Annotated in this window: 12 protein-coding genes; all 12 read left to right on the top strand. The window is 56.1% G+C overall.

Annotation, left to right across the window (positions count from 1 at the left end; genetic code table 11):
• Positions 1-4: 4 nt before the first annotated feature.
• The 12 genes from hisC (at position 5) to EL257_RS19175 (ending at position 12,055) form a co-directional block, all read left to right on the top strand.
• The gene (gene hisC, locus EL257_RS19230) at positions 5-1,117 is read left to right on the top strand and encodes a histidinol-phosphate transaminase (RefSeq protein WP_126365287.1); all 1,113 of its coding nucleotides are present in this window, start codon (positions 5-7) and stop codon (positions 1,115-1,117) included.
• 28 nt (positions 1,118-1,145) lie between these two features.
• Positions 1,146-3,353: a bifunctional prephenate dehydrogenase/3-phosphoshikimate 1-carboxyvinyltransferase gene (locus tag EL257_RS19225; protein ID WP_232013118.1), complete on the top strand. Its 2,208-nt coding sequence runs from the start codon at positions 1,146-1,148 to the stop codon at positions 3,351-3,353.
• Positions 3,350-4,039 carry a (d)CMP kinase gene (cmk, locus tag EL257_RS19220; protein ID WP_126365283.1) on the top strand — a complete coding sequence of 230 codons (690 nt, stop codon included), beginning with the start codon at positions 3,350-3,352 and terminating at the stop codon, positions 4,037-4,039. Before EL257_RS19225 ends, cmk begins: the two co-directional genes overlap by 4 nt.
• A gap of 119 nt (positions 4,040-4,158) precedes the next feature.
• Entirely contained in the window at positions 4,159-5,844 is a 1,686-nt protein-coding gene (rpsA, locus tag EL257_RS19215; protein ID WP_027612422.1) for a 30S ribosomal protein S1, read from the top strand.
• Positions 5,845-6,058: 214 nt separating this feature from the next.
• Positions 6,059-6,337 carry a hypothetical protein gene (locus EL257_RS19210; protein WP_126365281.1) on the top strand — a complete coding sequence of 93 codons (279 nt, stop codon included), beginning with the start codon at positions 6,059-6,061 and terminating at the stop codon, positions 6,335-6,337.
• Between the two features lie 149 nt (positions 6,338-6,486).
• On the top strand, positions 6,487-6,783 hold the full coding sequence (gene ihfB / locus EL257_RS19205; RefSeq protein WP_003189779.1) for an integration host factor subunit beta: 297 nt from the start codon (positions 6,487-6,489) through the stop codon (positions 6,781-6,783).
• A gap of 27 nt (positions 6,784-6,810) precedes the next feature.
• Positions 6,811-7,050: a lipopolysaccharide assembly protein LapA domain-containing protein gene (locus tag EL257_RS19200; RefSeq protein ID WP_126365279.1), complete on the top strand. Its 240-nt coding sequence runs from the start codon at positions 6,811-6,813 to the stop codon at positions 7,048-7,050.
• A gap of 223 nt (positions 7,051-7,273) precedes the next feature.
• Positions 7,274-8,350, top strand: a complete 1,077-nt coding sequence (gene rfbB / locus EL257_RS19195; RefSeq protein ID WP_126365277.1) for a dTDP-glucose 4,6-dehydratase — start codon at positions 7,274-7,276, stop codon at positions 8,348-8,350.
• Complete coding sequence (rfbD, locus tag EL257_RS19190; protein ID WP_126365275.1) at positions 8,347-9,240, top strand: dTDP-4-dehydrorhamnose reductase; 894 nt, start codon at positions 8,347-8,349, stop codon at positions 9,238-9,240. The genes rfbB and rfbD overlap by 4 nt, the downstream gene beginning before the upstream one ends.
• Positions 9,237-10,127: a glucose-1-phosphate thymidylyltransferase RfbA gene (gene rfbA / locus EL257_RS19185; RefSeq protein ID WP_126365273.1), complete on the top strand. Its 891-nt coding sequence runs from the start codon at positions 9,237-9,239 to the stop codon at positions 10,125-10,127. Before rfbD ends, rfbA begins: the two co-directional genes overlap by 4 nt.
• A gap of 54 nt (positions 10,128-10,181) precedes the next feature.
• Positions 10,182-11,105 (top strand): glycosyltransferase, encoded by a 924-nt coding sequence (locus tag EL257_RS19180; RefSeq protein ID WP_126365271.1) that lies wholly within the window; start codon positions 10,182-10,184, stop codon positions 11,103-11,105.
• Entirely contained in the window at positions 11,102-12,055 is a 954-nt protein-coding gene (locus EL257_RS19175) for a UDP-glucose 4-epimerase family protein (protein WP_126365269.1), read from the top strand. The genes EL257_RS19180 and EL257_RS19175 overlap by 4 nt, the downstream gene beginning before the upstream one ends.
• The last annotated feature ends 281 nt before the right edge of the window (positions 12,056-12,336 follow it).

Below are 12,336 nucleotides of genomic sequence, written 5' to 3'. Positions count from 1 at the left end.
GCAAATGAGTGGCAACTTCCTCGCTCTGGCACAGCCGGGCGTGCAACAACTTTCGCCGTACGTTCCGGGCAAGCCTGTGGACGAACTGGCGCGTGAGCTGGATCTGGATCCGGCGAAAATCGTCAAACTGGCCAGCAATGAAAACCCGCTGGGTGCGAGCCCGAAAGCCTTGGCGGCGATCCGCGAAGAGCTGGCCGAGCTGACCCGCTATCCGGACGGCAACGGTTTCGCGCTGAAATCCTTGCTGGCCGAACAATGCCGCGTCGAGCTGAACCAGGTCACATTGGGTAATGGTTCCAACGATATTCTCGAGCTGGTGGCGCGTGCCTATCTGGCGCCGGGCCTGAATGCCGTGTTCAGTGAGCATGCCTTTGCGGTGTATCCGATTGCTACTCAAGCAGTCGGCGCGCAAGCCAAAGTGGTTCCGGCCAAAGAATGGGGTCACGACTTGCCGGCGATGCTCGCGGCCATCGACGCCAAAACCCGCGTGGTGTTCATCGCCAACCCGAACAACCCGACCGGCACCTGGTTTGGCGCTGAAGCGCTGGACGAATTTCTGCAGGATGTTCCGGAGCATGTGCTGGTGGTGCTGGACGAGGCGTACATCGAGTACGCCGAAGGCAGCGACTTGCCGGACGGTCTCGACTTCCTCGCCGCGTACCCGAATCTGCTGGTCTCGCGCACCTTTTCCAAGGCTTACGGCTTGGCAGCACTGCGCGTCGGCTATGGTCTGTCGACCCCGGTTGTGGCGGATGTGCTGAACCGCGTGCGCCAGCCGTTCAACGTCAATAGCCTCGCCCTGGCGGCGGCTTGCGCAGCGTTGAAGGATGACGAATATCTGGCGCAAAGCCGCCAGCTCAACGAGGCGGGCATGCAGCAGCTGCAAGCCGGTTTCCGTGAGTTGGGTTTAGGCTGGATCGAGTCCAAAGGCAACTTCATTTGCGTCGATCTCGGCCAGATTGCAGCGCCGGTTTTTCAGGGTTTGCTGCGCGAAGGCGTGATCGTGCGTCCGGTGGCTAATTACGGCATGCCGAACCACTTGCGCGTGACCATCGGTCTGCCGGCGGAAAACAGCCGCTTCCTCGAAGCGCTGCGCAAGGTTCTGGCTCGTGGTTGATGTCACTGCACTGCAATCTGCTGCACCTATGATCGGTCGCCTGGTGGTGGTTGGTCTGGGCTTGATCGGTGGTTCGTTTGCCAAGGGTTTGCGTGAAAGCGGCCTGTGCCGCGAAGTCGTCGGCGTCGATCTTGATGCGCAGTCGCGCAAGCTCGCGGTCGAATTAGGTGTGGTCGATCGTTGCGAAGATGACTTGGCGGCGGCGTGCATCGGTGCTGATGTCATTCAGCTGGCTGTACCGATTCTGGCCATGGAAAAATTGCTGGCACGCTTGGCAGTCATGGATCTGGGGCAGGCGATCCTCACTGACGTTGGCAGCGCCAAAGGTAACGTCGTGCGCGCCGCCAGCGAAGCGTTTGGCGCCATGCCGCCGCGTTTCGTGCCGGGCCATCCGATTGCCGGTTCCGAGCAGAGCGGGGTGGAAGCCTCCAATGCCGAGCTGTTTCGTCGTCACAAAGTGATTCTGACGCCACTCGAGCAGACCGATCCGTCCGCGCTGGCCGTGGTCGATCGGCTGTGGCGCGAGCTGGGCGCCGATGTCGAGCACATGCAAGTCGAGCGTCACGATGAAGTGTTGGCTGCGACCAGTCATTTGCCGCACTTGCTGGCGTTCGGTTTGGTCGATTCGTTGGCCAAGCGCAATGAAAACCTTGAGATCTTCCGTTACGCTGCCGGTGGTTTTCGCGATTTCACAAGAATCGCAGGAAGCGACCCGGTGATGTGGCACGACATCTTCCTCGCCAACCGCGAGGCTGTCCTGCGCACACTCGATACATTTCGCAGCGACCTCGACGCCTTGCGCGACGCGGTCGATGCAGGGGATGGGCACCAATTGTTGGGCGTTTTCACGCGCGCCCGGGTTGCCCGCGAGCATTTCAGTAAAATCCTGGCCCGCAGGGCCTATGTGGACGCTATGAATTCCAACGATCTGATCTTCCTGGCTCAACCTGGTGGCCGCCTGTCCGGTCGGATTCGCGTACCGGGTGACAAATCGATTTCCCACCGTTCGATCATGCTCGGCTCGCTGGCCGAAGGCGTCACCGAAGTCGAAGGCTTCCTCGAGGGCGAAGACGCCCTGGCGACCTTGCAGGCCTTTCGCGACATGGGTGTGGTCATCGAAGGCCCGCACCACGGCCGCGTGACCATTCACGGTGTCGGCCTGCACGGTTTGAAACCTGCGCCGGGCCCGATCTATCTGGGCAACTCCGGCACGTCGATGCGTCTGTTGTCCGGCCTGCTGGCGGCGCAGAGTTTCGATAGCACCTTGACCGGCGACGCTTCGCTGTCCAAGCGTCCGATGAACCGCGTGGCCAATCCGCTGCGTGAAATGGGCGCTGTGATCGAAACCGCTGCCGAAGGTCGTCCGCCGATGACCATTCGCGGTGGCCACAAGCTCAAAGGCCTGACCTACACCATGCCGATGGCCAGCGCACAGGTGAAGTCCTGCCTGCTGCTCGCCGGTCTGTACGCTGAAGGCAAAACCACAGTGACCGAGCCGGCACCGACTCGCGACCACACCGAGCGCATGCTTCGCGGGTTCGGCTATTCGGTCAACGTCGATGGCGCCACAGCGTCGGTCGAGTCCGGTGGCAAGCTGACGGCCACCCACATTGAAGTGCCGGGCGACATTTCGTCGTCGGCCTTTTTCCTGGTCGCGGCATCGATTGCCGAGGGTTCCGAGCTGATGCTTGAACACGTTGGCATCAACCCGACCCGTACCGGCGTGATCGACATTCTGCGTCTCATGGGTGCGGACATTACGCTGGAGAACCAGCGTGAAGTAGGCGGCGAGCCGGTTGCTGACTTGCGCGTGCGGGCAGCTAAACTCAAGGGTATCGAGATACCAGAGGCGCTGGTGCCGCTGGCGATCGACGAATTCCCGGTGCTGTTCGTTGCTGCTGCCTGCGCCGAAGGGCGTACCGTGCTGACTGGTGCCGAAGAGCTGCGGGTCAAGGAGTCGGACCGGATTCAGGTGATGGCGGATGGTTTGCTGGCGCTGGGCGTCGAGTGCGAGCCGACCCCGGACGGCATCATTATCGACGGCGGCCAGATCGGCGGCGGCGAGGTGCATGGTCATGGCGATCACCGTATCGCCATGGCATTCAGCGTGGCTTCGCTGCGCGCGACTGCACCGATCCGCATCCATGATTGCGCCAACGTTGCGACGTCGTTCCCGAACTTCCTCGCGCTGTGCGAGCAAGTCGGTATTCGTGTGGCACAAGAGGCTCAGTCGTGAAAAAAATTGCACCGGTCATCACCATCGATGGGCCAAGCGGCTCGGGCAAGGGCACGGTAGCCGGGATTCTGGCCAAGCGTCTTGGCTGGAATCTGCTGGATTCCGGTGCGCTTTACCGGTTGCTGGCGTTTGCCGCGCACAACCATGGCGTTGACCTGACCAATGAAGAGTTGCTGAAAAAACTTGCCGCTCATCTGGATGTGCAATTCATCGCGGCGACCGAAGGTCAGCTGCAACGCATCATTCTGGAAGGTGACGAAGTCAGCGATGTCATTCGCACTGAAAGCGTCGGATCCGGCGCCTCGCAAGTGGCTGCATTGCCCGCCGTGCGCGAGGCGCTGCTGCAGCGCCAGCGCGCATTTCAGGAAGCACCGGGCCTGGTGGCCGACGGGCGCGATATGGGTACGGTGGTTTTTCCTGATGCGCCGCTGAAGATTTTCCTGACTGCCAGTGCCGAGGAGCGGGCGCGCCGTCGATATTTGCAGTTGAAGGGCAAAGTCGAGGGTGTTAGTCTGTCGAGTCTGCTAGATGAGATCCGTGCACGCGATGAGCGTGATACCCAGCGCGCAGTAGCCCCGCTCAAGCCGGCGGCCGATGCGATTCAGCTGGATTCCACGGAGTTGTCCATTGATCAGGTGCTTGAACGCATCATGAGCGAGATCGCCATTCGCGATATCGCCGGGTGACCAAGAAGGCTTCAGGGGACCAGTCATAGTTCTGGGGCGCTTCTTTTTAATGAAACTAACCCACATCGTCTGGGGTGTGGAGATGGGCGGATCCTTCGCCCTCATTTACAGGAATTAAAATGAGCGAAAGCTTTGCGGAACTCTTTGAAGAAAGCCTAAAAACCCTGAACCTTCAGGCAGGCTCCATCATCACCGGTGTTATCGTTGATATCGATTACCAGGCTCGCTGGGTAACCGTTCACGCTGGCCTGAAGTCTGAAGCACTCATCCCGCTTGAGCAGTTCTACAACGACGCTGGCGATCTGACCATCAACGTCGGTGACGAAGTTCACGTTGCGCTGGACTCGGTTGAAGACGGTTTCGGTGAAACCAAGCTGTCCCGTGAAAAAGCCAAGCGCGCTGAATGCTGGATCGTTCTGGAAGCAGCCTTCGCAGCTGAGGAAGTGGTCAAGGGCGTTATCAACGGTAAGGTTAAAGGCGGCTTCACTGTCGACGTTAACGGCATCCGTGCGTTCCTGCCAGGTTCCCTGGTTGACGTCCGTCCAGTGCGCGACACCACGCACCTGGAAGGCAAAGAGCTGGAATTCAAGGTCATCAAGCTGGACCAGAAGCGCAACAACGTTGTCGTTTCCCGTCGCAGCGTCCTCGAAGCCGAGAACTCCGCCGAGCGTGAAGCTCTGCTGGAATCCCTGCAGGAAGGCCAGCAAGTCAAAGGTATCGTCAAAAACCTCACCGATTACGGCGCATTCGTCGATCTGGGTGGCGTGGACGGCCTGCTGCACATCACCGACATGGCCTGGAAGCGCATCAAGCATCCTTCCGAAATCGTCAATGTTGGTGACGAAATCGACGTCAAGGTTCTGAAATACGATCGCGAACGCAACCGTGTTTCCCTGGGCCTGAAGCAACTGGGCGAAGATCCATGGGTTGCTATCAAAGCCCGTTACCCAGAAGGCACTCGCGTAACCGCTCGTGTAACCAACCTGACCGACTACGGCTGCTTCGCTGAGCTGGAAGAAGGCGTTGAAGGTCTGGTACACGTTTCGGAAATGGACTGGACCAACAAGAACATCCATCCTTCGAAAGTCGTACAAGTCGGCGACGAAGTGGAAGTCATGGTTCTGGACATCGACGAAGAGCGTCGTCGTATCTCCCTGGGCATCAAGCAGTGCAAATCCAACCCATGGGAAGATTTCTCTGGCCAGTTCAACAAGGGCGATAAAATCTCCGGCACCATCAAGTCGATCACCGATTTCGGTATCTTCATTGGTCTGGACGGCGGCATCGACGGTCTGGTTCACCTGTCCGACATCTCCTGGAACGAAGTTGGCGAAGAAGCTGTTCGTCGTTTCAAGAAGGGCGACGAGCTGGACACCGTTATCCTGTCGGTTGACCCAGAGCGCGAGCGTATCTCCCTGGGTATCAAGCAACTGGAAAGCGATCCGTTCTCCGAGTACGTCTCGGTTAACGACAAAGGCGCAATCGTTACTGGCACCGTGAAAGAAGTTGACGCCAAAGGCGCCATCATCGTTCTGGCCGACGATATCGAAGCGACTCTGAAAGCCTCCGAAATCAGCCGTGACCGCGTTGAAGACGCGCGCAACGTTCTGAAAGAAGGCCAGGAAGTAGAAGCCAAGATCATCAGCGTTGATCGTAAGAGCCGTGTTATTCAGCTGTCGATCAAATCGAAAGACGATGCTGAAGAGAAAGAAGCTATCCAGAGCCTGAAAGCAGCTCCGGAAGGCGAAGCAGCCGACACCACCATGGCGGCACTGCTGCGTCAAGCAATGGCCAAACAGAACTAAGTTCTGCTTGATCATGAAAAAGGGCGACTTCGGTCGCCCTTTTTTGTGCCTGCGATTTGGAAGTCGGGCATCTTCCTGGTTCGAATCAACGGTGCGGGTGAAACCAATCCGTTTTGTGGGTGGTCTGTTTCTTTAATCGGATCAATCGCCTATTCGCGACTAAGCTTGATTTCAAGTGCGCAGTCGCCGGGCTATGCCTGGCATAAGGAAGTGGATGAACAAGTTTATTCTCGTCGTCGCAGTGTTGATGTTGGCGGGCTGTACCACAAGCGCCAAGACGCATGCCTCGCGTGGAGTCAGTGGCATAGAAATCGACTGTTCGGGTTTAGGCTCCGGCTGGGAGAAGTGTCAAAAACGCGCGGCGAAGGAGTGCAAAGGCGCAGGCTACAAGGTGATTACGCGCTCTGACGATGCCAAGGATGAAGATGAATATCCCTTCGGCTTTAATCCTGCGGGTTTCGTAACCCGAAAGATGTTGGTGATGTGTCGCTAGGTACGTGGAAGCTGAGTGGGTTTGGCGCCCTGAAAATGGGCGTTTCGACGCGCAGGAAGATATGTCAATCCCTGGGCTGTTCAAAATCTTCCGGGCGTGCTAAAACCTTTCAAGCGCTGATCTAGCTGCTTGAAAAAGAAGGGAAAAATATGACGAAGTCGGAGTTGATCGAACGAATTGTCACCCATCAAGGGCTACTCTCATCCAAGGATGTGGAGCTGGCCATCAAGACCATGCTTGAACAAATGTCCCAATGCCTGGCCACCGGTGATCGCATCGAGATCCGTGGGTTTGGCAGCTTCTCTCTGCACTATCGTGCGCCGCGCGTTGGTCGCAATCCAAAGACTGGCCAGTCCGTTAGCCTCGACGGTAAATTTGTCCCGCATTTCAAGCCGGGCAAAGAACTGCGTGACCGCGTCAATGAGGAAGAGGAGGAGGGGGTTTGATCGTCTTCGCATTTCAAGGAGTGACTCATGCGTAACCTCAAGCGCGTTCTGCTTGGCGTTTTCATGCTTTTGTTGGTGTTGGCAATTCTGGCCTTCGTCCTTGAAAACCAGCAATCTGTCTCCTTGTTGTTTTTGGGTTGGGCGGGACCTGAGTTACCGGTGTCGCTGATCGTCGTCCTCGCCTTGCTGATCGGGATGATTTTCGGCCCATTACTTGGCCTGTTCCTGGGACGTTCGTCCAGAGCAGCACGCAAGCGTCTTGTTTGACAGCGGCAGGCGCATGCGTCTGTCGAAATTGCGTCTCTACCTGTCTATATCCATTAGTAAAAGATTCATTAAGCTGTAAAATGCGTCCCTTGTTCGATAGTGGCCTATTCCCACATCGATTCAGACTGACTCTGACGGAAGTCTCCTATTCGACGGCTTCCGCATTCATGGATTAGACAGTGCTCATTGCGTCACTGTCCGCAGCTCAAGGGTATGGTTTCGCGTGAAAATTCTAGTTACCGGCGGCGCCGGGTTCATCGGCTCGGCAGTCATCCGTCACATTATTTCCAACACTAACGACTCTGTCGTTAACGTCGATAAGCTGACGTATGCCGGTAATCTTGAGTCGCTCGCTGAAGTCAGCGGTGATTCGCGCTATGTGTTCGAGCGCGTCGACATCTGCGATCGTGATCAGATCGACCGTGTTCTGCGTGAGCACCAACCGGATGCCATCATGCACCTGGCCGCGGAGTCCCACGTTGATCGCTCCATTACCGGTCCGTCCGAGTTCATTCAGACCAACATCATCGGTACTTACACTCTGCTGGAAGCTGCCCGCCATTATTGGGCGGCACTGGATGACGCGCGTAAAGCCAACTTCCGCTTCCATCATATTTCGACTGACGAAGTTTACGGAGACCTTGAAGGTCCGGAAGACCTCTTCACCGAAGACACGCCTTATCAGCCAAGCTCGCCGTACTCGGCCAGCAAGGCTAGTTCCGATCACCTCGTTCGCGCCTGGGCCCGTACTTATGGCCTGCCAACGCTAGTGACCAACTGCTCGAACAACTACGGTCCTTGCCACTTCCCTGAGAAGTTGATCCCGCTGATCATTCTCAATGCGCTGGAAGGCAAACCTCTGCCGGTTTATGGCAAAGGCAATCAGGTTCGCGACTGGCTGTACGTAGAAGATCACGCTCGTGCGCTGTACAAAGTCGTCACCGAAGGTGTTATCGGTGAGACTTACAACATTGGCGGTCATAACGAAAAACAAAACATCGAAGTGGTGCATACCCTGTGTGCGTTGCTCGATGAGTTGCGCCCTGACTCGGCACATCGCCCGCATGCCAGCCTGATTACTTATGTCCAGGATCGCCCTGGTCATGACGTCCGTTACGCCATCGACGCGAGCAAGATTCAGCGTGAACTGGGCTGGACACCGGAAGAGACGTTCGAGACAGGTATTCGCAAGACTGTCGAGTGGTATCTGAACAACACTGAGTGGGTTGAGCACGTGAAGAGCGGCAGCTACCAGCAGTGGATCGACCAGAACTATGCGGATCGCTCGAACAAGGCATGAAAATCCTTCTGCTGGGCAAAAACGGACAAGTTGGCTGGGAGCTGCAACGCTCGCTCGCACCGCTGGGCGAGCTGATCGCGCTTGATCGTCATGCTGTTAACGGTTTGAGCGGCGATTTGGCGGATCTCGACGCATTGCGCGCGACAATTCGTCAGGTCAAACCTGACGTCATCGTCAACGCAGCTGCCTACACTGCGGTCGATAAAGCAGAGTCTGAACAAGAGCTCGCTGACCGCGTAAACGGCAAGGCAAGTCAGGTTATGGCCGAAGAAGCAGCCATCTTGAATGCCTGGCTTGTTCACTATTCGACCGATTACGTTTTCAGTGGCGAGGGTTTAGATCCCTGGCAGGAGACAGACGCTGTAAATCCAGTCAATTATTACGGCGCCAGCAAGCTTGCCGGCGAACAAGCGATCATTGCTTCCGGTTGCAAGCATCTGATCTTTCGTACCAGTTGGGTCTACGCCGCTCGAGGTAACAACTTCGCCAAGACCATGCTGCGTCTGGCCAAGGATCGCGAGAGCTTGAGCGTCATCTGCGACCAGATCGGCGCCCCGACTGGCGCCGATCTGATCGCCGACGTTACGGCGTCGGCAATTCAGCAGGTTCGCAATCGTAATGAATTGGGCGGTTTGTATCACTTGGCGGCCGCCGGTGAGATTTCCTGGCATGGCTATGCAAGTCACGTCATCGAATTCGCAAAGGCGATCGGCGAACAACTCGCTGTCAGCTCGATCAATCCGATTGATACAACCGCTTACCCAACCCCCGCTCGTCGGCCTCTGAACTCACGTTTGAACACTCAGAAGCTGCGCGACAATTTTTCTCTACACTTGCCGGATTGGCAAAGTGGCGTAACCCGAATGCTTAGGGAAGTTCTGAACAAATGACCACGACAAATCGTAAAGGCATCATCCTCGCCGGCGGCTCGGGCACGCGCTTGCACCCGCTGACTCTTGGCGTCTCGAAGCAGATGTTGCCGATCTACGACAAGCCGATGATTTTCTATCCGCTGTCAGTGCTGATGCTGGCTGGTATGCGTGAAATACTGATCATCTCTACACCTGAAGACCTGCCGTGCTTCCGCAAATTGTTGGGTGATGGCAGCCGGTACGGCATCAAACTGACGTATGCCGAGCAACCTAGCCCCGATGGCCTGGCTCAGGCGTTTATCATTGGTGAAGAGTTCATCGGTGATGATCCATGCTGCCTGATTCTGGGTGACAACATTTTTTATGGTCAGCACTTCTCGGACAACTTGCGTTCTGCGACCGAACAGCAAAATGGCGCGACCGTTTTTGGTTATCACGTGTCCGACCCTGAGCGTTTTGGCGTGGTTGAATTCGATGCAACCGGCCGCGCGCTCAGCATTGAAGAGAAACCGCTAAAACCAAAATCTAATTACGCGGTGACAGGCCTGTACTTCTACGACAACGACGTTGTCGAGATCGCAAAAAACATCAAGCCTTCCGAGCGCGGAGAGCTGGAGATTACCGACGTTAACCGTGCATACCTTGAGCGCAAGACGCTGAGCGTCGAAATGCTCGGTCGTGGCTTTGCGTGGTTGGATACCGGTACCCACGACTCCCTGCTTGAAGCCAGCCATTTCGTCCATACGATCGAACAGCGCCAGGGTTTGAAAGTGGCGTGCCTGGAAGAGATCGCCTATCACAACGGCTGGATTTCCGCCGAACAGCTCAGCGCACAAGCCGATGCGCTTAAGAAGACGGGCTATGGTCAATACCTTCAGAAGTTGCTGGATTCGCCATCTGCCTGATCGGGAGTCGCAACTTTCGCACAGCTGTGTCTTATCGGTGCAAGCAGGAATGGCATGCCAGTAGAACATCCCAAGGTTGCGATCCTGCTAGCCGCCTACAATGGCATGCAGTGGATCGAGGAGCAGTTGGCCACGATCCTCGGTCAGACAGCTGTCGACGTAACCGTTTATATAAGCATTGATCCTTCGACCGACGGAACTGAGGCATGGTGCGCGGATCAAGCCGCGCAGCAGCCGCGCATCAATGTCCTGCCTGATGCCGGCGCGTTTGGTGGAGCTTCGCGCAATTTCTTCCGTTTGATCCGTGATGTTGATATTGAAGGCTACGATTACGTCGCATTTGCTGACCAGGATGACGTCTGGCATCTGGACAAGATCGAACGGGCTATCCGAGCGATAGAGACCCTAGGCGTAGATGCGTATTCAAGTAACGTAGTTGCGTTCTGGCCTGATGGTCGCAATCAGTTATTGGACAAGGCCCAGCCGCAAACCCGCTGGGACTTTCTCTTCGAGGCTGCTGGGCCGGGTTGTACCTATGTAATGAGTAGAAAGATGATGCGGCCGTTGAAGGCGTCATTACTCAGTCATTGGGACGCATTGCAAATGGTCAGCCTGCATGATTGGTATTGCTATGCCTTCGCACGCAGCCATGGTTTGCGCTGGTTCATTGATCCGCAGCCATCGATGCGTTATCGCCAGCACGAAAGTAATCAGGTCGGGGCTAATACCGGTATCAATCCGCTGATTGCGCGCTACAAAACCATTCATGACGGGTGGTGGTTTTCTCAGATTCGAATGATTGCCCAATTAGTTGGCCTCGCCGATGATCCATTCGTGCGGCAATGGTTATCTTTGGGTCGTCGACAGTTAATGCGACTGTCTTTAAGTGCGCGTGAATGTCGGCGGCGAACCAGGGATAAATTGTTCTTTTTCTTCATTTGTTGCGCAACTGCCGTTATCAGGAAAAAAACCAAATGAAAGGTGCTCGGGTATTGGTGACCGGAGCTACGGGGTTTGTGGGCGAGGCAGTGGTGTTTCGCCTGCTGCTCGACAAGATCTACGCTCCTGTTGCAGCAGTGCGTGGCGAGACGCGATTAAGCGGTTTGTGCGATGTAGTGCCTTTTGATCTGGATGAACGTGTTGCCCTGCCGTCGCTGAACAACGTTCAGACAGTGATTCACTGTGCGGCGAGGGTTCATGTCATGAGCGAGGCGGCGGCCGATCCGCTTGCCATGTTTCGTCAAATGAATGTGCAGGGCACTGCGCGGCTGGCCCGTCATGCGGCGGCGTCCGGGGTTAAGCGCTTCATTTTTGTCAGTTCCATCAAGGTCAATGGCGAAGAAACATCCGCCGGGATGCCCTTTACCGCAGCCGACATTCCTTCTCCTGTTGATCCTTACGGTATTTCCAAGTGCGAGGCAGAAGATGTCGTGCGCCAGATCGCACTGGAAACCGCAATGGACGTGGTGATTATTCGACCGCCTCTGGTGTACGGGCCAGGCGTCAAGGCTAATTTTTTAAGTATGATGTGCTGGTTGAAAAAAGGTCTTCCCCTACCACTGGGAGCATTACGCAATCGCCGCAGCCTAGTGGCCATCAGCAATCTGGTAGATCTTTTGGTGACCTGTATCGATCATCCCAAGGCAGCCAATCAAACGTTTCTGGTGAGTGACGGCGAAGACCTCACGACTACTCAATTGCTTCAAAGAATGGCGGATGCTCTGACCGTGCGAGCGCGTTTGTTGCCCGTGCCGCCGTTTCTCCTGCGTCTTGGGGCGGCTTTATTGGGTAGAAAAGCTGTAGCCCAGCGGCTCTGCGGCACGTTACAGGTCGACATGGAAAAGACGCGCACGGTGCTGGAGTGGACTCCGCCCGTCAGTGTGAGCGAAGCACTTCTGATCACTGCCAACCATTTTCAGAAGCGCTAGGCGGTTCGGCATTTTCTGCAGCTGCCACCTTTGCACTATGACTTCGACAAAGTACTGCCGTTGATCTGTCTCTCGATGGATTGGCAGTTTGCCACCCTTTTGCCAATGAGGGGGCCTTGATACCCTACGCAGCCCGATCATTGGGCCTCGGCAGGAGTTCTCCGGTTTAAGAGCGATGTTCAGATCACTTTTTTTTCATACCCTAAAAGCGAGCTTGTGCTGCTAAAGGTGGTGATGTCACTGGGCTATCAAATTGGTATGACTTATAATGGCAAATTTTG

The sequence above is a fragment of the Pseudomonas fluorescens genome (assembly GCF_900636825.1).
Taxonomy (GTDB): Bacteria; Pseudomonadota; Gammaproteobacteria; order Pseudomonadales; family Pseudomonadaceae; genus Aquipseudomonas; species Aquipseudomonas fluorescens_BG.
This window is presented reverse-complemented; position numbering and strand designations above follow the sequence as displayed.